Origin of the sequence: Nonomuraea sp. NPDC048892, assembly GCF_040649735.1 — a bacterium.
Lineage (GTDB): Bacteria > Actinomycetota > Actinomycetes > Streptosporangiales > Streptosporangiaceae > Nonomuraea > Nonomuraea maheshkhaliensis.
In genome coordinates, this window is the sequence record NZ_JBEZFZ010000005.1 from 41,377 (window position 1) to 62,314 (window position 20,938).

The window sequence follows — 20,938 nt, forward strand, 5'->3', positions numbered from 1 at the left end:
GCGGGGTCAGCCGTCCAGCTCGTCGGCGACGCGGACGATGCCGTACCGGTAGGCGTACCGCACGGCGTGCACCCGGTCGCGCAGCTTGAGCTTGGTGAGGATCCGTGAGACGTGCGTCTTGACGGTCTCGTCGCCGATGTAGAGGGTCGTCGCGATCTCCTGGTTGGTGAACCCCTCGGCGAGCAGCAGGAACACCTCGTGTTCCCGGGCGGTCAGCCGGGCGATGCCCGGCGGCAGCGTCTGGGCCTGCCGCTCGGCCGGGGCGATGGCGTCGGCGATGCGCGGCGTGAGCCGCCGGACCACGGACGGGTCGACGTAGGAGTCGCCGCGCGCCGCCGCCTTGACCGCGGCGATCAGCTCCTCGGCGGGCAGGCTCTTGAGCACGAAGCCCTGCACCCCAGCGGTCAGCGCACGATGGAGGTATTCGTCGCTGTCGTACGTGGTCAGCATGAGGATCCGGACGCTGGTCAGCCCCGACGCCTTGATCTCGGCCGCCGCCGCGAGGCCGTCGAGCCTGGGCATGCGCACGTCGAGGATCGCCAGGTCGGGCCGGAGCCGGAGCGTCTCCGTGACCGCGGCGCGCCCGTCGGCGACCTCGGCCACGCACTCCAGGTCCGGCTGGGTGCTGAGGATGGCGCGCAGCCCGGAGCGGAAGGCCGCGTGGTCGTCGGCGATGAGGATGCGGGATATCACGGTGTCTCTCCTGGCGATGGCGCGTCAAAGCGTACGCTCACCCTGGTCTCCCAGGTCTTTCCCGCGGCGTCGGGCCCGTGGGTGACGGTGCCGCCGAACAGGGCGACCCGGCTTCTGATGCCCACGAGCCCGCGCCCGGTCGAGGGCCGCTCAGCCCGCTGCGGGCAGGTGCCGATGCCGTTGCGCACGCCCAGCTCCACCCGCTCCCCGGCGAACTCCAGATCGACGTCCACGGTGCCGCCGTTCCCGTAACGCAGGGCGTTGGTCAGCATCTCCTGGGCGATCCGGTACAGCGCGATGTCCACCGAGCCCGGCAGCCGGCGCGGCGGGCCGGCCACCTGGAACCGGATGCCGAGGCCCGAGCGCCGGACGCCGTCGAGCAGCCCGTTCAGGTTGCCGAGGCCGAGCTGGCCGGCCGAGCCCGGGGTCCTGTGCAGGACGTCGAGCACCCGGCGCAGGTCGAGCATGGCCGACCGGCTGGACGCCTCGACGGCCGTGAGCGAGTCGATGATGTCCGGATCGGCGCACTCGGGCCGCGCGGCCAGCTTGAGCCGGGCCGCGCCCGTGTGCACGCCGATCGCGCTCACGTGGTGGGAGATGACGTCGTGCAGGTCACGGGCGATCGACGTGCGCAGCCGCTCCGCGGCCCGTTCCATCTTGGCGGTGGCGTCGCGTACCTCCATCTCGCGGTTGTGGTGCAGCTCGGCGATGTAGCCGCGGCGCGCGGAGGTGTAGCGGCCGACCAGCCAGGGGATGAACGCGTCCTTCATGATCCCGGTGACGGCCGACAGCGGATCGCCTGGGCCGGCCACCGACTCCGCGACCGCCATCCCGGCCGCCAGCACGACGGCGGCGGCGATGCTCGACCGGTCACGCAGCCAGGCGCCGGTGCGGTACGCGGCGATCACGCCGCCGATGAGGTCCCAGTCCGCGCCGGGGGTCGCCTGGAGCAGCAGCGCCAGGCCGATGGCGGCGGCCGCGTGCGCGACGGCCACGTGCCCTGAGTACCGGGGCGGCAGCGCGAGCGCGGCGTCCACGCACACGATGGCGACCAGCCCGCCGATCCTGGGCGCGGCGGGCAGAGCGGGCGTCGCCACCACGTACAACGCGACGTCGACCAGGAGGCAGGCCAGGGCGATGAGCCGAGCCTGCCGGGCGAGCGACTGCATCACACCGTGCACTTCCCTCCGTCGCGCGGACCAGTGCGCTACGGGCGTACCGGCATCCTCCACATCGGCCATCTGAACCATCTATCACTGACCCGCCCTCGGATGAATCCCCCGATCAGGGGGCATGCCTCCCCGAATGGTGTGACGCTCGCCACGCGCCCGGGTCTGTACGTTTGCGGCAATCCGGTCTCGTGATGGAGGGCCCGTGCCGTCGTACAACCTGTCCTCGCTGCTCGAATCGAGCGCGGCCAAGCACCCGGACCGTGCCGCGATCGTGCTCGGCGCGACCCGCCTGACCTACGCCCAGGTGGACGCCGCCGCCAACCAGGTCGCCGGCCTGCTGGTCTCGCGCGGCGTGCGGCCCGGCGACAAGGTCGCCCTGATGATCCCCAACCTGCCGTACTTCACCATCGTCTACAACGGCATCCTCAAGGCCGGCGCCACCGTCGTGCCGCTCAACGTGCTGCTCAAGGGCCGCGAGGTCGCCTACCACCTCGCCGACTCCGACGCGGTCGCGCTGTTCGCCTTCGAGGGCAGCCCCGAGCTGCCCATCGGCCGGGAGGCGTACGCGGGCTTCCAGGCCGCCGGGAGCGTCAGGGACTTCTTCGTGGTCACCGCCGACCCGGCCGCGCCCAGCCCGATCGAGGGCGCCGAGACGTTCGGCGCCGCCGTCGCCGGGCGGCCGGCCACGTTCGCCACGGTCGCCACCGACGAGGACGACACCGCCGTCATCCTCTACGGCCTGTCGGAGACCTCGCCGGTGGCCGCCTTCAAGCCGCGCGGCGCCCCCGCCAGGGCCGGCTCCATCGGCACGGCGATCCCGGGCGTCGAGCTCACCCTGCTCAAGCCGTCGAGCTGGGAGGAGATCGACTGGACGCCCGACGCGGTCGGCGAGATCGCGATCAGGGGCCACAACGTGTTCAAGGGCTACTACGGCCGCCCCGAGGACACCGCCGAGGTGCTCACCGGGGAGGGCTGGTTCCGCACCGGCGACCTGGCCAGGCGCGACGAGGACGGCTGGTACTCCATCGTCGACCGGGCCAAGGAGATGATCATCCGCGGCGGCTTCAACGTCTACCCGTGCGAGGTCGAGGAGGTCCTGCTCACTCATCCGGCGATCTCGCTGGCCGCCGTCATCGGCGTCTCTGACGAGTCCCACGGCGAGGAGATCAAGGCCGTGGTCGTGCTCAAGCCGGGGGAGAGCGCCACGCCGGACGCCCCGGTCGCCGGGTCGGCGGCCGAGGCGTCGGCGGGTCAGCGGGTCGGTGGGTCAGCGGGTCAGAACTTGAGCCACCAGCTCCTGAGGGTTCCGACGTCGCCGGCGGTGACGTCCTTGACCCGTAACTTCCAGGTGCCGTTGGCCGGGAACTGTCTCGCGTCCACCCAGAAGGTCTTCGAGATCCCGTCCCCGTCGTCCGTGGGATCCGGCAGCAGCAGCTTGGAGACGGAGCCGTTCGGGGCGACCAGGTCGATCTGCAGGTCGCCGCACCAGGTGTGATCGATGTCGACGCCGATCGTCACGTCGTCGTAGGCGTTGCCGGGGAACCATCCGGTGACCGTGATGGGCGCCTCCACGACGCCGCTGTCGGGGATGGCGTACTCGTTGGTGTTCTCGTAGAAGGGGACGTCCATGGACCAGGAGCTGATGGTGCCGGTGTCGCCCTTGTAGGCGTCGGTGGCGCGCAGTTTCCACGTCCCGTTCACCGTCGTCAGCTTGCTGGCGTTCACCCGGTAGACCTCCGACAGGGACGTGGCGTCACTGGGGGAGGGGTTCTGCAGGTTGTAGATCGTGCCGTTCGGGGCGACCAGCTCGATCTTCAGGTCGCCCACCCAGGTGTGCACGACGTACACCCAGATGTGCAGGTACACGGGTCCCGAGCCCTTGATGCCGCTCACCGGGAGCGGCGAGTCCACCTTGCCGGGGTCCGGGATCTTGTACTTGTTGGAGTTGATGAAGAAGCGCGACCACTGGCCCTCGGGGTCCTCCGGGTCGGGCTCCTCGGGGGTGCTGCCGAGGGCGGCGGCGTCCAACTGGAGCCGGGGGGTGACGGCGGAGCCGTTCGTGATGGGCCGGCCCGTGCTCTTCATCAGCGTGAGGAGCTCGTCGACGCTCTTGGCCGGAAACTTCTGGCGCAGTACGGCGAACGCCCCGGTGACGTGCGGGGCGGCCATGGAGGTGCCGTTCATGCTCGCCCACTTGGCGCCGGGCACTGAGGAGACGATCCCGGTGCCGGGCGCCATCAGGTCGAGCAGCGCGCCGCGGTTGCTGAAGGTGGAGACGCCGTCCTCGTCGGTGGTGCTGCCCACGGTGATGGCGGAGGAGACGCAGGCGGGAGCGGCGACGGCGTCGTTGTAGCCGTCGTTCCCTGCGGCGATCACCGTGGCCACGCCCTCGGCCAGCAGGTCCTCGATGACAGGACCGCGCAGGTCGGTCTCCCCGCAGTCCGCGGTGTAGCGGCCGGAGCCGAGGCTCAGGTTGGCGGCCACGAGCGGGACGCCGGACTCCTTGAGCTCCAGGACCTTCTCCAGCCCCGAGAGCTGGGCGCTGGTGAAGCTGAGCACGCACGGCGAGGCGCCCGTGCCGCAGAACTCGTCGGTGCCGAACTTGCTGAACACCTGGATCGCGACCACGTTCGCGCCGGGGGCCACGCCGGCCGGCGGTGCTCCGCTGACGTTCGCGCCGTTCCCGGCGGCGATGCCCGCCACGTGCGTGCCGTGGGCGCAGTTGAGCGGGGCGACCGAGCAGGGGCCCTGGTCGGTGTCGGCCGCTCCGGTGCCCTCCTGCTCGTCCTCGCCGCTGGGGCACAGGCTGGAGGCGCCGTACTCGGCGTCGGACGGCGAGAAACAGGCCTCGGCCACGACCCGGCCGGTCAGGAAAGGGTGGGTGCGGGCCACCCCGGTGTCCAGCACCGCGACCGCGGTGCCGGCGCCGGTCAGGCCCTCGGCCCTGGTCTTGTCACCGCCGATCAGGGGGACGCTCTGAGCGAGCACCGGGGGGACGGGGACGTCCTCGGTGACGCTCACCACGCCGGTCTGCAACTGCAGCCGGTTCAGACCGGCCGCGTCCACCCGCAGGGTGACCACCGGATAGCGGGAGAACGTGCGCAGCGGCGTGCCGGCGGCGGTCGCGGCGGGAAGGTCGCTCCGGGACTTGGTGACCACGTTGACGCGGATCTTGCGGCCGTCGTCCGTCTTCGCGGGCAGGGCGGGATCGATGACCGGACGCTCCGCGTTCGAGGTGACGGTGCGGGCGGGTTTCGGCGGCAGGGTCGCCGGCGCCGGATTCGGGGCCGGGCTGACCGGCGCCGGGCTCGGCGCCGCGGTCGCCGGCGCCACCTGAGCGCCCAGGAGTGTCGTGACAGCTAACGCCAAAACGAGGGGCAGCGATCTTTTCATGGCAGGGAGTCGCCTCTTCCAGCGAGATCTGTGGCGCTGAGTGGTTCGTGGGTGGCGGGCCGGCGGCCGCCCGGGAGCGGGGCCACCGGTGCCCCGTTCGCGGTTCGTGGCGCGACCGGATGGCGGCCGATGCCGCCATCCGGTCGGAGGAGGGCCACCGAGCAGGTCAGAGGTGGCGGGTCAGGGGGATCACGGGTTGCCGAACTTTTTGACGAACTTGTGGTAGACGACCGCCCATGCCCGGCAGTCGGGGCGTACCAGGATGAAGTAGCCGCCACACACCTTGTCGCGCAGGGTGATGTAGAAGCGGTTGTCCACGTCGAGCTTCTTCGAGCGTGTGTTGTCGAGGTAGTACTTGTACTTCTTCTTCTTGTTGGCCATCAGGCCGTAGCCGTAGTCGTGGGAGTCACAGGCCGGGCGGAAGTCGAAGTTGTGCGGCTTGTCGGGCGACTTCGTGCAGTGGTCGTAGGTGATGCCCCTGACCTTGAAGCCGTTGGCGGTGCGCTTCCAGGCCGGCTTGCGGAACTTGCCGCCGTGGTAGGCCCAGGCCGAGCAGCCCTTGGTCGTGTACCACATCCATTCCTTGGCCGTGTTGCACTTGCGCGGGTAGGACTGCGGCGGGTCCACGCCGTCCGGCAGGAAGTCGCTGGCCGGCGGCTCGGTCGCGTCGGGGTCGTCGAGCCCGGCCGCGCCCTCGGTCTCCCCGCCGTTCTCCGGCATGTCGGGGTCGGTGGCGGTCACTGTGGGAGCGGCGGCCCCGGCCGGGAAGGTGAGCTGCCAGCCGCCGTTGCTGGAGGACTGGATCGTCGACAGGCGGCCCGTCGGGTCGTAGTCGTAGGCCGCCTGGACGGTGCCCTCGCTCGGGTCGGCCATGCCGCGCAGCAGGCCGTTCGGGTCGTAGGCGTAGGTGGCCTCGGTCAGGGGCGCCTCGGTCCCGTACGCCACCGAGATCGACTTGAGCCGGCCGGCGAAGTCGCCGAAGGTGTCGCCCGCCGCCGTGGTGGCCGTGGCGTAGGTGAACCTGGTGACGGTGTCGGGGGTGCCGGCGCCGGCCGGCTCCCCGACGGTGCTGACGCGGCCCTGGGCGTCGTACGTGATCGTGGACGAGCCGAAGGCGGCGGTGCCCACGCTGGTCACCCGCCAGGGGTCGGCGCTCGGCGCGCCGGCCGGCCGGGACCAGGTGTACTTGAGCTGGAGAGCTCCCTGGCCGATGGGGGCGCCGGCGGCGTCGGCGAAGGCGTCGTCGTCCGCCTCGACGGGGCCGGGGTCCGTCTTCAGCGTCTCGGTCGTCGTGGTGCGCATGACGCCGAGGTTCGCGTCCCACTTGGTGAGCTGCGTGATCGTGGATCCGTTGGCGGCCTCGTAGGTACGGATGCTGCCCCCGTCCGGGCTTGAGACGTCGCTCGCCAGCGGATACTGGGTCTGCGTCCCCTCCTCCAGATCGGTGACGACGATCAGGCCGTTCTGGACCTCCAGCTTGCGGTTGATCGCCCCGCCGGCGAACTCGGCCTGCCAGCCTGGACCGAACACGCCCAGCTCGGGCCGGGTGGCCGGGGCCGACTGCGGCCGGGCCAGATCGCCGCCGGTCAGCGCCACGCCGTGCTTGCGGCTGACCGAGCCCGCCGAGACGTCCAGCTCGGTGAGCTTGAAGGTCTTCGTGTCGGCGGAGTACAGGCCGGGACCGATCTCCTGGACGTCGGCCAGCGGCGGCTCGTCCAGCGCGGCGGCGGCGACGGACGGTGAGACGGAGAAGGGGACGAGCATCGCCGCGAGGGCGACGGGCAGTGCTAATCGGCGCACGTGGTTCCTCCTGTTTACGGAGAGTGGTTGTCGAACCCGGACCATCCGATTCGGAGGATGAGAGCCCGTCATGACGCCCGGCTGACGGCAGGCTGACGTTCCGGCGTGCCACGCCCGGGGCCGGCCGCCTCCCGCCGCCGTGTACCCGATCCGGCCGGTCGCAGGAAACCCCTGGCCGGGGGCCTGATCCGGCCGGCTCGCCGGCGGCGGCCGGCGCCACATTCGCGCCACATCGCCCGGCCCGCGTCACCTCTCCGCCCGCGGGGCGGGACGGCGCGCGGGGAGGGTACGTCAGCGGTGTTCGATCCGCGCCTCTTCTCACGGATCTTGATCGAGCTGATAATGATCGCGACGATTCCCGTGCGAACGGAGAGTGTCGTGGAGTTTCGATTACTCGGCCCCCTCCAGGTCGCCGACGGTGACGGATGGGCCACGATCCGCGCACCTCAGCAGCGTGCCGTGCTGGCCGTGCTGCTGCTCGCGGGCGGCCGGATGGTCTCGATCGACCGGCTCATCGACGAGCTCTGGGGCGAACGCCCGCCCGCCTCCGCGCACAACACGATCCACGCGTACGTGATGCGCCTGCGGCGGGTCCTGGGCGACGGGCTCGGGCGCCGCCTGCTCACCCGGCCGCCCGGATACCAGTTGCAGGCCGAGGCGCAGGCGCTGGACAGCGGCGTCTTCGACCGGCTGCTCATGGAAGGACAGCTCGACGCCGCCGCCGGCCGGTGGCAGTCGGCCTCCGACCGGCTGTCGCAGGGCCTGGCCCTCTGGTACGGCTCAGGCGCGCTGGCCGATGTGGCCTCGACCCCGGTGGTCGAGATGGAGCGGGCCCGGCTGGAACGGGGTCGGCTCACCGCCCTGGAGCTCGGCATCGACGCCGACCTTGAGCTGGGCCGGCCGGCCGACGTGCTGCCGAGGCTGGAACGGCTCACCACCGAGCATCCGCTCAGGGAGAGCCTGCGCCGTCAGCAGATGCTGGCGCTGTACCGGTGCGGGCGGCGTACCGAGGCCCTGGAGGTCTACCGCGAGACCCGCCGCCTGTTCGTGGACGAGCTGGGCATCGAGCCGGGGGCGGAGCTGCGGGACCTGGAGCGCGCCATCCTGCGGGACGAGCGGCCCGTGCGCGGCGCCGTTGCCGCCGGCCTGGCGCGCGGCGGAGGTTCCGCCGCTCCGGGCCGGGCCGCCCGCGCGCGGCCGGCCGGGACCAGGCCGCCGTGCATGCTGCCGCCCGACATCGCCGACTTCTCCGGCCGCGAGGAGCAGGTGCGCCTGCTCGTGAGGCAGCTCACCAGCGGCGACGGGGCGACCGCGCCGGCCGCGACGGCGCTGTGCGGCCACGGCGGCGTCGGCAAGACGACGCTCGCCGTGCACGTCGCGCACCAGCTCCGCACCCACTTCCCCGACGGTCAGCTCTACGTCGACCTGCACGGCGCCGAGCGGCATCCGGCCGAACCCGGCGAGGTGCTGGCCCGCTTCCTCACGGCGCTGGGCGACGACGGCAGGGCGCTCCCCACGAGCACGGAGGAGCGCGCGGAACGCTATCGGGGGCTGATGGCCCATTCCCGGCTGCTGGTCGTGCTGGACAACGCGGCGAGCGAACGGCAGCTCCGTCCGCTGCTGCCCGGCGGCCCCGGCTGCGCCGTGATCGTCACCTCCAGGAGACGGCTCGGCTGGCTGGGCACCCAGCCGCTGCACCTGGACGTCCTCGACCCGGACGCGGCCCGGCACCTGCTGACCAGGATCGTCGGCGAGGAGCGCCCGGCCGGCGCACCCGAGGTGGCCGAGACGATCGTGCGGCTGTGCGGCTACCTGCCGCTGGCCATCCGGGTGGCGGGCGGACGGCTGGCCGCCCGCCCGCACTGGCCGCTGGAGCGGATGGCCACCCGGCTGATGGACGAACGGCAGCGGCTGGACGAGCTCTCCGAGGGCGACCTGGCGGTCCGGGCCAGCCTGGAGCTCAGCTACGCCGGGCTGGAACCGGGGAGCCGGCTCTTCTTCCGCTCGCTGGGCCTGCTCGACGTGCCCGACTTCGCCGCCTGGCTGCCCGCCGCGATGCTCGACGTCTCCGTCGAACAGGCGGAGAGCCACCTGGACTCCCTCCTCGACGCCCAGCTGCTCACCTGGTCCGGCACCGACGGGCTGGGCCAGAACCGCTACCGCCTGCACGACCTCGTCCGCCTGTACGCCCGCGAGCGCGCCGAGCACGAGGACCCGCCAGAGACGCACGCCCGGCTGCGCACCCGCGCGCTCGGCGCCTGGCTCTCCCTCGCCGAAAGCGCCGACCGGCTGCTCGCCGAACGCGTCGCCGCCGACATCCGCGGCTCGGCCCCCCGATGGCCGGCCGACCCGGCCATCGTCCGCGCCACCCAGGCCAACCCCACGGCGTGGTTCGACAGCGAGCGCGCCTGCCTGCCCGCGCTCATCGCCCAGGCGGGCGCGGCCGGGCTGGACGACGACACCGCATGGGAGCTCGCCGCCACCGCGATCAACTACTTCGCCGTACGCGGCTTCTACCACGACTGGCTGCGCACCCACGAGCTGGCCCGCCAGGCGTGCGTCCGGGCGGGCAACCGGCGCGGCGAGGCCGTCATGCTGCGCAACCTGGGCTTCCTGCGGATGATCGGGTTCAGAGCCCCGTCGGGGGTCATCCTGGTCGGGGCGGAGTCCGCGCTGGAGACGTTCCGCCGGACCGGCGACCGGCACGCGAAGATCGACGCCCTGTTCCTGTGCGGGTTCGGGCTGCGTCACAAGGGCAACTTCGACCAGGCGCTCGAACTCGTCACCGAGACCATGATGGAGGCGAGGTCGGCCGGATACGCCCTGGGCCTCGGGCGCCTGTGGTACCTGCGGGCGATCATGGCGCGCGAGCAGGGACACGACGTCAACGCCGCCCGCTACGCCGAGCTCAGCTTCCAGCTCGCCGAGCGCAGCGGCGCCATCCACGACCGGGTGCTCGCCCTGTGGGAGCTGGCCGCCACGCCCGGCAGGGACGTCGCGGCGCGGCAGACGTGGGGCCGGCTCCAGGAGCACATCGACGTGTGCCGTGGCCGGGGTGAGCGGGTGCTGGAGGCGTACCTGCTGCTCGCCGCGGGTGATCTCGGCCGGGTGCTGCGGCAGCCGGACGCGCGCGACCTCGTCGAACGCGCGCTGAAGGTCTTCGACGAGTACGTCGTCCCGCTCGGCCAGAGCGTCGGCCTGCGGCTGCTCGGCGAGCTCGACCACGCCGCGGGAGAGCACGAGGCCGCCTGCCGTCACCTGCTGGACGCGGTCGGGATCAGCCGCCAGACCGGCAACACGTACGAGCAGGCTCTCGCGCTCAAGGCCCTGGGCGCCGCGCGGCACGCCAGGGGGGACCACGACGCGGCGAGGCGGGCCAGGCGGCAGGCGCTGGCGCTGTTCCGGCAGCTCGGCAACCTGCGCGAGGCCGACGCGCTCACCGCCCTGGACGCGATGGCCCCCGTACGGAACGGATAGTTCCCGTGCCGCCGCTGCCTCAGCGGCAGGGAGGGTCGTACGGGAGGTCGGCTCCGACGTGGTCGCGCCAGTCCTGCGGGGTGAGCCGGGTGAGGGCGCAGACGCGGCGGGCGGCCCGCTCCTCGTCGAGGTGCCACAGCGACACCAGGTAGTGGTTGCCGCCGCCGGCCAACCTGGTGCCGTCGGGGCTGAACGCCACCGACATGACGTTGTCGGTGTGCGCGGTGAGCGGGCCGCCGCGCACGGCGGGGCGCGCCGGATCGCGTACGTCGTACAGACGGAGCGAGCCGTCGGCGCCCGCGCTGGCCAGCGTCCGGCCGTCGGGGCTGAAGGTCACCGAGAAGACCGCGCCGGTGTGCCCGGTGAGGCGGCGGCTCGCCGGGCGGCCGGTGAGGTCCCACAGCCGCACCTGCCGGTCCTCGCCCGCGCTGGCCAGGGTGCGGCCGTCGGGGCTGAACGCGACCGCGCGGACGCTTCCGGTGTGGCCGGTCACCAGCCGGTCGCGCTCGGCGGGACGGCCGGGGTCACGCACGTCCCACAGCCGTACCGACTTGTCGTGAGTGGCGGCGGCCAGGGTCGTGCCGTCGTGGCTGAACGCCAGCCCGTGGACGAACCCGGAGTATCCCGGCAACGGACGGCTGGGCAGCGGACGGCCGCGGAGCGTAGGACGGTTCGGATCGGTGACGTCCCACATTCTCACCACACCGGCCGCGTCTCCGCTCGCCAGAGTGCGGCCGTCGGGGCTGAAGGCCACCGCGTGCACGGCGCCGGCGTGGCCGCGCAGCGGCGGGCCGCGGGAGGTGGGGCGGCCGGTCACGTCCCACAGTCTCACGGCGCGGTCGGCGGCGGCACTGGCCAGGGTGCGGCCGTCGGGGCTGAACGCGACCGCGTAGACGTAACCGGTGTGACTCGCGCTGCCGCGAGGGCGCAGCCGGTCGGTGACGTCCCACAGTCGCACCTTGCTGTCGCCGCCGCCGCTGGCCAGGACGCGGCCGTCCGGGCTGAAGGCCGTCGTGGTGACGCCGCCCGCGTGCGCGGAGCGCTGGCCGGCCGGCAGGTGCCACAGGCGGATGATGTCATCGTCGCCGCCGCTGGCCAGGACCGTGCCGTCGGGGCTGAACGCCAGGCCCCAGACGTTGTCCCGGTGCCCGGTGAGCGGGCGCCCGCGCGGGACGGGCCAGAAGGGCGAGGTCAGGTCCCACATCCGGATCGTCTGGTCGTCGCCGCTGCTGGCGAGGGTGACGCCGTCGGGGCTGAAGGCCAGTGCGCGGACGGTGTTGGTGTGGCCTGGGACGGGGTTGGCGCGCGGCTCGATCCGGCCGGGCACGGTCACGTCCCACACTCTGATGGCCCGGTCGGTGCCGCTGCTGACCAGGAGCTTCCCGTCCGGGCTGAACGCCAGTGCGTTGACAGGCACGCCGCCGGAGCCGATCCGCCGCTGGACGCGCGGGGTAGGCCCGTCCTTGGCGGACATGTCCCACAATCTCACCACACCGTCCGCGTCCGAGCTGGCCATGGTGCGACCGTCCGGGCTGAAGACGACCGCGTGGACGGCGGAGTCGTGGTGCTTGAGCCTGCGCCCGGGACGTTCGGGGTGGGTGGCGTCCCAGGTCCACATCGTGCCCGCGTTCCCGGCCGCGGCCAGCGTCCTGCCGTCCGGGCTGAACGCCACGTGGTTGACGTCCTCGGCCGAGCCGGTCGCCAGGATGCCCTTCGGGCCCGGCCTGGCGGGGTCGGTCACGTCCCACAGCCGGACCTCGCCGGCGCTGCCCGCGCTCGCCACCGTCGTGCCCGCGCGGCCGATCGCCAGCGCGTAGACGGGCCCCGCGTGCCCGGTGAGAGTCCTGCCCTGGCCCCGGGCCACGTCCCAGAGGCGTAGCCTGCCGTCGCCGCCGGCGCTGACCAGGGTGCGGCCGTCCGGGGTGAACTCCACCTGGTTGACGTCGCCGCGGTGTCCCGTGAGCTGCGCGGGCAGCGGGACGTGCTGGGTGGTGAGCAGGCGCGTGTAGGTCTCGCCTGGCGGCTGATCGGGCGGGCGCCTGCGGTGGGCGAGCAGCGCCAGTTGAGCCGACAGCGCTATGTCGGTGCCGGCGGTCCGGTCGGACTCGGCCAGGATGCGGTGGAAGAGCGCGGTGTCGCGCTGGCGTACCGCCTCGCTCCGCTGCACGGAGGCGAAGACGGCGGCGGCGCCGGCGAGCACGGTCAGCACGGTCAGCACGGCCGTGACGCCGGTACGCAGCCGCCGCCCCCGCCGCCACGCCCGCACCGACGCGCCCAGAAACTCTTGCCCAGCCGGACTCAGCCCACCGCCCTCACCCGCCTTCCCAGGGTGGTCGGCCCTGGTGCGGTCCCGAGCGTTCCGCCTGGCCCGGTCGTCGTGAACGCCGTGCTCGGCGGCCCATGCGCGGGCGGCTTCGAGGCGGCTGCCTCGGTACAGCAGGGAAGCGTCGTGGCGGGAGCGCGTCCAGGCGGCGGCCGTGTCCTCCAGGTCCTGGCGGAGCAGGCCGCCGGCGCGGTCGGCGTCCAGCCAGCCGCGCAGCCGCGGCCATTCGCGCAGCAGCGCCTCGTGCGTGATGTGGATCGTGCCCGCGTCCTGGGTGATCAGCCGGGCGTCGGTGAAGGCCGTCAGCGCGGCCACGGCCGCTTCGCCCGCCACGTCGTCCCTGGACAGCGGGCGGCGGGTGTCCTCGCCGTGGTCGCCGAGCTTGACCAGGCGCAGGAACAGCGGCCGCACCGCCTGCCGGGCGCCGGGGTCCAGCGCCGTGTGCACGAGTTCGGCACTCTTGGCGATGGCCTGGTGGATGGTGCCGGTGTCGCGGTAACCCTGGGCGGTCAGGGACGAGCCGTGCCGCTGCTGCCAGGTGGCCCGCAGCGCGTGCGCGAGCAGCGGCAGCCGCCCGGCCTCGTAACCCTCGCCCGCGCCGCCGTAACGAACGCCGCCGTAACGAACGCCGCCGTCACTGACGCCGCCGTCGCGAATGCCGCCGTCACGACCGCGGTCGTCGCGGACGCCGAGGTCGCGTAGCAGCAGCTCGGTCAGGCCCGGCTCGACCTCCAGCCCGGCCTCCTGCGCCGGATAGAGGATCGCCTCGCGTACCTGCTCCTCGCTCATGGCCCCGACCAGGAGCTGCCGATCCTGCAACGCTCGCCGCAACGCCGCGTACCCGGCGCAGGCCGGATAGAAGTCGGCCCGCAGCCCCGCCACCACCAGCGCCTGCCCCGGCCCGGCCAGGCGGTCCAGCGCCTCGATGAAGGCCGCCCGCCGCGACTGCGCGCCGCACAGCGTGAAGACCTCCTCGAACTGGTCGACGATCAGCACCGTCCGCCCTGGCAGGCCGGTCGCGCGCAACAGGCGCGCGCCGCTTCCCGGATCGGTGGCCAGCGCCTCGGCCACCTCATCGGCCTGTCCGCCGGTACGCAGGCAGATCGCCGCGGCCAGCGCCCGCAACGGATCGGGCCCGGGCATCAGGGTCAGCACGGCCCACGCCGCCGACCCGGGCAACGCCCCCGCCTGCAGCCGGGGCACCAGCCCGGCCCGCAGCAACGACGACTTACCCGCGCCGGAAGGAGCCACCACCAGCTGCGGCCCGCCCCGCTCCAGCCGTCCGTCGAGCCGGTCGATCAGCTCCGCGACCACCTCGTCCCGCCCGAAGAACCACCGGGCCTGATCCGGCCCGAACGCGGCCAGCCCCGGGTATGGGCACTCGTCCCCGGCGGCCTCGCCCCGCCGCCGCCCGCGCACCCCGTCCCCGTAGTGGAAATGCTGGTCACGAGCGGCCTGGTGGACGACGGCCTCCCCGGAGGCATGCGCGACGAGATGAACGTCAGGCCCGTCCCGCTCCATGCGGTGACCATACGGCTACTGAAGGCGACCGGACAAGCCCCGGTCACGACCTCGACCGGCGGAGCCACGGGCGGCGCGTCCTGAAGAACGTCACCAGGAACATCACCTGGATGCCGCCCTCGACCAGGATGAGCAGCGCGGCGTCCACCGCGGCGACCACGGACCCGCCGCGCAGACCCTCTCGGACGGCGGCGAACGCGTGAACCAGCCCGTTGACGATGATCGGGCCGCCGTAGAAGGCGAAGACCGTCAGCGTGACGGAACCGCCCAGGGCGAGGGCGACGGCGTAGATCCGTACGGCCCGCCGCTCGTGCGGGGCCAGCTCGCCGGTGGGGTCGGCGGCCGGCGCGGAGGGCTTCCTGAACGGGGCGACCGCCCGGGCGAGCAGATACCGGACGTAACGGAGCCCGTCCCCGAACAGATCCTTGCACCGGAGCAGATCGCGCAGCACGAAGTAGAGGTCGGTGCGCATGTAGATCTGGGCCTGGAGGGGCAGGGACAGCAGCGTGGTCAGGATGAAGGCCCGCAGCAGCGCCTCGGCGAAGCCGGACAGCGGCAGGTACGCCACGGCCAGCAGCATCGTGGCGATGAGGAGGAGATCGGAGGCCATCCCGGCCAGATACACGCGGTAGCGGCGCCGGCGCGGAACGCCCCAGATGGCGGTGACGTCGGTCTGCACGACGAGGTAGTGCAGCCGGGTGCCGAACGCGATGCGTGCCGGAGCGCCGAGCGAACGTGCCGCCAGCAGGTGCATCATCTCGTGCACGCTCGCGACGACGGAGAAGAAGGCCGTGTTGACCAGCACGGAGAGCCCGGTGTACTCGCTCCAGAAGAAGTCACGGTGATGGGGGAACAACCCTGGCCGCACGACGACGGTCAGTGCCGCGGCCGCGACGACGGCGAGCCAGACCAGCCTGACGGGCCGGGCGAAGAGCGGGCGTACGTGCCGCTCGGTGATGCCCGCGAAGTGGGCGGCCTTCGGCGCGGTCCCCGGCAGCGGCCGCCCGTCGATCTCGGCCACGAACTCGAGGTCGGCGAGCGATTCCACGAAGTCGGCCACGTCCAGCTCGACGTCATGCTCGTCGGCGACGGCGGCTTCGACGTCCGCGACCGGACGCCCCTCGCCGAGCAGCCGGATCACCTCTCCGCACACCGCGGGCAGCTCGACGAACTCGCCGAGGTCCGGGCGTCCGGCCACGATCGTCTCCGGGTCCTCGTCGTCGGGACGGACGACGAGCGGGTGCAGGCGTACGACGCTGCCCGCGCCGACCTCGGCCGCCGGGACGCTCACCCGGTCCCCGGCCCGTGCGGCGAGCCCGGCCCGCACAGCGGGCAGTCGTCGTCACGCGGGACGTCGATGAAGTACTGGTGGTCCCAGACGGCCATGTTCCAGTGGAAGACCCTGCCGCGGGTCTGCGCCGGCAGGCCGCCGAGCTGATACAGCACTTCCAGCGCACAGAGGTGGCCGCTGATGTTCGCGCTGGCCGCGACCACCGCGTTCGGTCGTGACTCGGGCAGCAGCCGCCCGAGCTCCTTCTCCTTGCGTGCCTCCTCCTGCCGGTCCAGGCAGGCCCAGCAGCCGGTCTCGCCGGGCACGAACGAGCCCACGACGACCATCGGCCCGGTGTAGAGGCTCATGAACCACGGGGTGCCGGTCCGCAGGGCGGCCTCGTTGGTCCACTGGACGATCTCCGGATGGGGCTCGTCCGCGCACAGGACGAACAGGTCGTAGCCGCTCATCAGCTTCACGACGTCGTCGGGGCCGGTCACCCTGGTGTCGCTGCCGGTCACCTCGACCGCGCCGTTCATCGCCCGCAGCCGGGCGACGGCCTGGTCGACCTTGGGCTCGCCCACGTCCGGCTCGGCGTACAGGAGCTGGCGGGTCAGGTTCGACTCTTCGACGCGGTCGAAGTCGGCGATCCGCAGCGCTCCGATGCCGCTCGACACCAGTCCCGCCGCCACGGCGGAGCCGGTGCCGCCCACGCCGAGCAGGCTCACCCGGGCCGCCTTGATCCTGGACTGGACCTCGTGCGGTGACGTACGCGGCGTGGTGTCGATCCAGCTGAAGAAGTGGCGCGCCGATTCGTGCCGGGCGAGGTCGCGCTCGGTGAGGTTCTCCGGCACGGGCGCTCCGGCGTCCTCGATGAAGCCGCCCTCGATCAGGCCGGCGACGACGTCGCGCACGCTGTCGTCGTCCACGTCGGGACGGGTCGCGGTGAAGTCGGCGCAGATCTGGTCGACCGTCCTGGTGCCGTCCATGAGGGCCACGATCGCGGCGATGCTGCCCTCGTCGTCGTCGGCTATCTCGGAGGCCACCCCGAACTGGGACAGTCCGATGACGATGCGGTTGCCCGGCAGCAGGAACGGCTGGTGAACGCGTTTGACCCTGGGCAGGCGCACTCGTCACCTTCTCCTTCCCATGAAAAGCGGAACCGGCCGGATCTTCTCCGGCCGGTTCCGTGTGTCAGTAGATCAACCGCTCTGTCCGCCGCGGTTGATGGTGGTCTCGATCTTCTCGAGCTTCCTGATCTTGACTTCGAGCTTCTTCTTCTTCATCGACATCTCCTCGCTCTCGACCTCAAGCCGGGGAGACTCCCCGTACGACGACCGGCGAAGGACACGAGAAACAACGTGAGTCCCGCTCGCCACTCTTGTGAGCAAGATCCTGACACCTGCACGATATGGCCGTCAATGCCGTAATTTTTCGGACAACCGCAGTGGAAACGGCGGGCGGCGCGACCGAGTGAGAGGAAGGCCCGACATGGCCGGCACCTGTACGTTCTGCGGCATCATCGCCGGCGACATCCCGGCCGAGATCGTCCACTCCGACGAGCACGTGGTCGCCTTCCTCGACATCTCGCAGGCGACCCGCGGCCACACCCTGGTCGTCCCGCGAGAGCACTGCCGCGACCTGACCGACATCGGCCCGGACCGCGCGGGCCTGCTGATGCGCGGCGCCGTACACACCGCCGACCTGCTGCGGCGCGCGCTGGAACCGGGTGGGATGAACATCTGGCACGCCACCGGCGCCACGGCCTGGCAGAGCGTGTTCCACTTCCACCTGCACCTGCTGCCCCGTTACGCCACCGACGACCTGCGGCAGGCTTGGACGCACCGGGAGCTGCCGCTGTCGTCGCTGGCCCCCCTGGCCGACCAGATCAGGACCGCGGCGGAACAGCGGCCGGCGCAGAGCTGAACGGCGCCCCCGTCCGCGTCGAACGCGGCCAGGGAGGTCGGCGGCGCCCGACCTGGGCAGGTGTACCGCCCACCTCCTTGGCGATCTCCCGCACCACGTCCACGATGGCGAAATTGCGTTCGGTGAGCGAGCCGCCGGCGATGGTGACGCTCCTGCGGGTGCCGTCGCCGGCCGCCCGGTCCGCGGCGGTCACGTCGCCGGAGCTGTACTTGCCGGTGAGCACCCCGCCGGCCAGCGGCGAATACGGCACCACGCCCAGCCCCAGCTCGCGCGCCATGGGAATCAGGTCACATTCGCCGGTACGGTCGATCAGGCTGTAGCCGATCTGCAGCGCGACCAGCGGCGCCCAGCCACGCAGGTCGGCGATGGCCTGCATGCGCGAGATCTGCCAGGCCGGGACGTTCGACATCGCCACGTACAGGACCTTGCCCTGCCGGACCAGATCGTCCATCCCGCGCATGATCTCCTCGACCGGCGTGGTGTAGTCCCACACGTGCAGGTAGAGCAGGTCGATGTAGTCGGTGTTCAGCCGGCGCAGGCTGCTCTCCACCGACGCGAACAGGTTCTTGCGGTGCGGCCCGCCGGAGTTGGGGTCGCCGGGCCGGCGCAGCGTCGTGTACTTCGTCGCCAGCACCAGGCGCTCGCGGTCGTCGCCGACGAACTCGCCCAGAATGCGCTCGGAGCTGCCGCCGGTGTACGTGCTGGCGGTGTCGATGAAGTTGCCGCCGCGCTCGACGTACCGGTCGAACAGCTTGCGCGCGTCGTCCCGCTCGGCGCCCCAGCCCCACTCGGTGCCGAACGTCGCCGCGCCCAGCGCCAGCGGCGAGACCCGCAGCCCGGAGCGGCCCAGCAGCCGGTAGGTGTCGAGGGTGAGGGACATCGTGTCCTCCTGAGCTCGTGATCCGTTGTCGAGCTCCGAGTCTGCGACGGCCCTGAGCAGGGGGTAAGGGAAGGAAATGCCTGGGAAGGATTTTCCCACCCTCGCGGCAAAATCGAAGGCGATGACCGGCACCGTGGACACGACCCAGGAGCTGGCCGCCTTCCTGCGGTCCCGGCGCGAACGCCTCGACCCGCGCGACCTCGGTTTGCCGCCGCGCCGGCAGGCACGCCGGACCCCGGGGCTGCGCCGCGAAGAGGTCGCCGAGCTGGCCGGGGTCAGCATCGACTACATCGTCCGCCTGGAGCAGGGCCGCGGGCTGCGACCCTCGGCCGGCGTGGCGGAGGCGCTGGCGCGGGCGCTGCGCCTGGCCCCCGACGAGCGCGCCTACCTCTTCAACCTGTCCCGGCAGCGGCCGAGCGACGCGGGCGAGCCCGCCACCACCGCGCCGCCGCCGCTGGCCCAGCTGGTCGCCGACCTGTCACCGCGGCCGGCCATGCTGATGAACCACCGCTGCCAAGGCGTCGGCAGTGCTCCGCCTTTCAGGACGCTGTTGCCCAATTCGGTGGGTCATGCGGTGAGTGCCAGGTCGAGGCGCGCGGAGTGTGAGACTCGGGTCGCGCCGGGGGTGTCTCGGTGAGCCAGGCGTCTAGGCGGATGAGGTTGATCGCGGCAGCTGACAGCGCGTTGGCCAGGTGGGTCTTGTTCAGGCCGAGGTATCCGCCGATCAGACGGTCTCGTCCAGCTGGGCAGCCAGTTGTTCCAGGCCGCCCTTGATGAGCCGACCGTAGTCGTCGTCGCCGAGCGCGCCGATCCCGTCCCGAGCCTGCTGGAGGTGCGCACGGGCGCGGTCGAGCTCGCCCAGCTTGCGGTAGCACTCGGTCAGGTTGAGGTGCAGCGACGGATACAGGCCGGCCACCGACAGCGGCACCCCGGCCTGGGCCACCCGCTCGTCCGTGATGGAGCCGACGGCGGCGAGCGCGCGCAGATCCCAGATCAGCTCCTCGCGCACGTCGTCCTGCACGTCGGCCATCGAGTGGGCGAGGACGCAGACGTGCAGCGGATCGCCCTGCTCGCCGCCGATGTCGTCCCAGATCCGCGCGAACAGCTCGCGGGCGTCGTCACGGCGGCCCTGCTGGTGGTTCAGCTCCACGCCCTGGGCGATCCGGGCCATCGTCGGGTCGGCGGTCATGCGCGGCTCCTTCACGGTCGCGGAACGGTCGCGGCACAGCCTACTCGGGCCTCATTCAGCCCGACGATCTTTCACCGACCGGCGGACGACCCCACCGGCCTGCCGTCCCGTCCCGGCGCCACCGGGCCGCCCGATCCGGTGCGTTCGGGCCGGTCTCCGGTGGTGCGCGCCGAGCGGCAACGGGCCTGGTCGGCTCGGGCCGGTTGCCCGTGGCGAGCACCTGGCGGCAACGGACCTGGTGCTCGCGGGTCAGTTTCCCGTGGTGAGGACCACGCGGTAGCGGGCCTGGTTGTCCACCACGCGCTGGTACGCCTCGTTGATCTGCTCCAGCGGACGCTCCTCGGTGATGGGCCGCACGCCGGTCAGCGCGGCGAAGCGCAGGGTGTCCTCCACGTCCTTGGCGGTCCCGGACGGGTGGCCGTGCACCGACTTCGAGCTCGGCAGGATCTGGAACGGGCTGACCTCGATCGGCTCGGGCGTGGCGCCGACCACGAGCAGTTCGCCGTTGTACTTCAGCCCGTCGATCGCCGCGCTCATCGCGGCGGAGCTCATGGCCGTGGCGAGCACGACCTGTGCACCGCCGAGAGCCTGCAGCGCCTCGGCCGGGTCGTTCGCCGTGGAGTCGATGTAGTGGTGCGCGCCGAGCCGCTTGGCCAGGTCGGCCTTCTCGGTGCCGCGCGAGATCGCCACCACCTCGAAGCCCATCTTCGCGGCGAACTGGATGCCCAGGTGGCCGAGCCCGCCGATGCCGAGCACCGCGACCAGGTCGCCGGGGCGGGCGGAGCTGCGGCGCAGGGAGTTGAAGGTCGCGACGCCCGCGCAGCCCATGGGCGCGGCGTCGACCGCCGAGAACCCTTCGGGGATCCGGGCCAGCGCCGTGGCCGGGACGATCGTGGCATCGGCGTATCCGCCGGCGTAGTGCCAGCCCGGCACCTTGACCTGGGCGCAGTGGATGAAGTCGCCCGCGCGGCAGGCGTCGCAGGACCCGCAGTTACCGCCGAACCAGCCGACCTCGACGCGGTCGCCGACCGTCCAGCCGGTCACGCCCGCACCGAGGGCGTCGATGCGGCCGGCGATCTCGTGGCCGAACACGGCCGGCCACTCCACGGGGTAGCCGCCGTTGACGAAGTAGTGGTCGGTGTGGCAGACGCCGACGGCCTCGACCTTGACGCGGACCTCGCCGCGCCCCGGCTCGGGCAGGTCAGCCTCGACGAAGGTGAAGCCGCCGCCGACCTCGGTCACCTGGGCGGAACGAATCTTGGTCATGATGTACCTCGCTGCTCTGTCGTGTTGA

General features: G+C 72.4%; 15 protein-coding genes and 1 pseudogene. 5 read left to right on the top strand and 11 right to left on the bottom strand.

From position 1 onward, the window contains the following. Positions 1-6 precede the first annotated feature (6 nt). Both AB0C28_RS17620 and AB0C28_RS17625 read right to left on the bottom strand, forming a co-directional pair. The gene (locus AB0C28_RS17620; protein WP_358075567.1) at positions 7-693 is read right to left on the bottom strand and encodes a response regulator transcription factor; all 687 of its coding nucleotides are present in this window, start codon (positions 691-693) and stop codon (positions 7-9) included. Next, the gene (locus tag AB0C28_RS17625; protein ID WP_358075570.1) at positions 690-1,874 is read right to left on the bottom strand and encodes a histidine kinase; all 1,185 of its coding nucleotides are present in this window, start codon (positions 1,872-1,874) and stop codon (positions 690-692) included. The genes AB0C28_RS17620 and AB0C28_RS17625 overlap by 4 nt, the downstream gene beginning before the upstream one ends. Positions 1,875-2,067: 193 nt before the next feature. On the opposite strand from AB0C28_RS17625, the pseudogene AB0C28_RS17630 reads away from it, so the two are divergent. After that, a pseudogene (locus AB0C28_RS17630) lies at positions 2,068-3,060 on the top strand (AMP-binding protein); the annotation flags it as partial. An 80-nt stretch (positions 3,061-3,140) separates the two neighbouring features. On the opposite strand, the gene AB0C28_RS17635 reads toward AB0C28_RS17630, so the two are convergent. Next, positions 3,141-5,024 carry a S8 family serine peptidase gene (locus tag AB0C28_RS17635; protein ID WP_357862380.1) on the bottom strand — a complete coding sequence of 628 codons (1,884 nt, stop codon included), beginning with the start codon at positions 5,022-5,024 and terminating at the stop codon, positions 3,141-3,143. Between the two features lie 52 nt (positions 5,025-5,076). Between AB0C28_RS17635 and AB0C28_RS17640 the strand changes: the two genes are divergently transcribed. Then, positions 5,077-5,202: a hypothetical protein gene (locus AB0C28_RS17640; RefSeq protein ID WP_357862382.1), complete on the top strand. Its 126-nt coding sequence runs from the start codon at positions 5,077-5,079 to the stop codon at positions 5,200-5,202. Between the two features lie 245 nt (positions 5,203-5,447). Here the strand turns inward: AB0C28_RS17640 and AB0C28_RS17645 are convergent, their stop codons facing one another. Further along, complete coding sequence (locus AB0C28_RS17645; RefSeq protein WP_358075573.1) at positions 5,448-7,058, bottom strand: phospholipase A2; 1,611 nt, start codon at positions 7,056-7,058, stop codon at positions 5,448-5,450. Positions 7,059-7,436: 378 nt separating this feature from the next. Here AB0C28_RS17645 and AB0C28_RS17650 point away from each other — a divergent pair, with 378 nt between their 5' ends. Next, the gene (locus AB0C28_RS17650; protein ID WP_358075576.1) at positions 7,437-10,535 is read left to right on the top strand and encodes a BTAD domain-containing putative transcriptional regulator; all 3,099 of its coding nucleotides are present in this window, start codon (positions 7,437-7,439) and stop codon (positions 10,533-10,535) included. Positions 10,536-10,554: 19 nt separating this feature from the next. Here AB0C28_RS17650 and AB0C28_RS17655 read toward each other — a convergent pair whose 3' ends face one another. The 4 genes from AB0C28_RS17655 to AB0C28_RS17670 all read right to left on the bottom strand — a co-directional run bounded on the left by AB0C28_RS17655 (position 10,555) and on the right by AB0C28_RS17670 (position 17,040). Next, positions 10,555-14,379 (bottom strand): hypothetical protein, encoded by a 3,825-nt coding sequence (locus AB0C28_RS17655; RefSeq protein WP_358075579.1) that lies wholly within the window; start codon positions 14,377-14,379, stop codon positions 10,555-10,557. A gap of 43 nt (positions 14,380-14,422) precedes the next feature. Continuing rightward, on the bottom strand, positions 14,423-15,706 hold the full coding sequence (locus AB0C28_RS17660; protein ID WP_357862390.1) for a hypothetical protein: 1,284 nt from the start codon (positions 15,704-15,706) through the stop codon (positions 14,423-14,425). Next, the gene (locus tag AB0C28_RS17665) at positions 15,667-16,779 is read right to left on the bottom strand and encodes a TOMM precursor leader peptide-binding protein (RefSeq protein ID WP_357862391.1); all 1,113 of its coding nucleotides are present in this window, start codon (positions 16,777-16,779) and stop codon (positions 15,667-15,669) included. The genes AB0C28_RS17660 and AB0C28_RS17665 overlap by 40 nt, the downstream gene beginning before the upstream one ends. A 72-nt stretch (positions 16,780-16,851) precedes the next feature. After that, a complete protein-coding gene (locus tag AB0C28_RS17670; RefSeq protein WP_357862393.1) occupies positions 16,852-17,040 on the bottom strand; it encodes a hypothetical protein in 189 nt (62 codons plus the stop codon). Between the two features lie 100 nt (positions 17,041-17,140). On the opposite strand from AB0C28_RS17670, the gene AB0C28_RS17675 reads away from it, so the two are divergent. Then, the gene (locus AB0C28_RS17675) at positions 17,141-17,575 is read left to right on the top strand and encodes an HIT family protein (RefSeq protein ID WP_358075582.1); all 435 of its coding nucleotides are present in this window, start codon (positions 17,141-17,143) and stop codon (positions 17,573-17,575) included. Here the strand turns inward: AB0C28_RS17675 and AB0C28_RS17680 are convergent. Continuing rightward, positions 17,538-18,455, bottom strand: coding sequence for an aldo/keto reductase (locus AB0C28_RS17680; RefSeq protein ID WP_358075585.1), 918 nt, complete (start codon positions 18,453-18,455; stop codon positions 17,538-17,540). The genes AB0C28_RS17675 and AB0C28_RS17680 overlap by 38 nt on opposite strands. 121 nt (positions 18,456-18,576) lie before the next feature. Here AB0C28_RS17680 and AB0C28_RS17685 point away from each other — a divergent pair, with 121 nt between their 5' ends. Further along, positions 18,577-19,092: a helix-turn-helix transcriptional regulator gene (locus AB0C28_RS17685; RefSeq protein ID WP_358075588.1), complete on the top strand. Its 516-nt coding sequence runs from the start codon at positions 18,577-18,579 to the stop codon at positions 19,090-19,092. 87 nt (positions 19,093-19,179) lie between these two features. Here the strand turns inward: AB0C28_RS17685 and AB0C28_RS17690 are convergent, their stop codons facing one another. Beyond that, positions 19,180-19,644 (bottom strand): hypothetical protein, encoded by a 465-nt coding sequence (locus AB0C28_RS17690; protein WP_357862401.1) that lies wholly within the window; start codon positions 19,642-19,644, stop codon positions 19,180-19,182. Between the two features lie 249 nt (positions 19,645-19,893). After that, the gene (locus AB0C28_RS17695; protein ID WP_357862403.1) at positions 19,894-20,910 is read right to left on the bottom strand and encodes an alcohol dehydrogenase catalytic domain-containing protein; all 1,017 of its coding nucleotides are present in this window, start codon (positions 20,908-20,910) and stop codon (positions 19,894-19,896) included. Between the last annotated feature and the right edge of the window lie 28 nt (positions 20,911-20,938).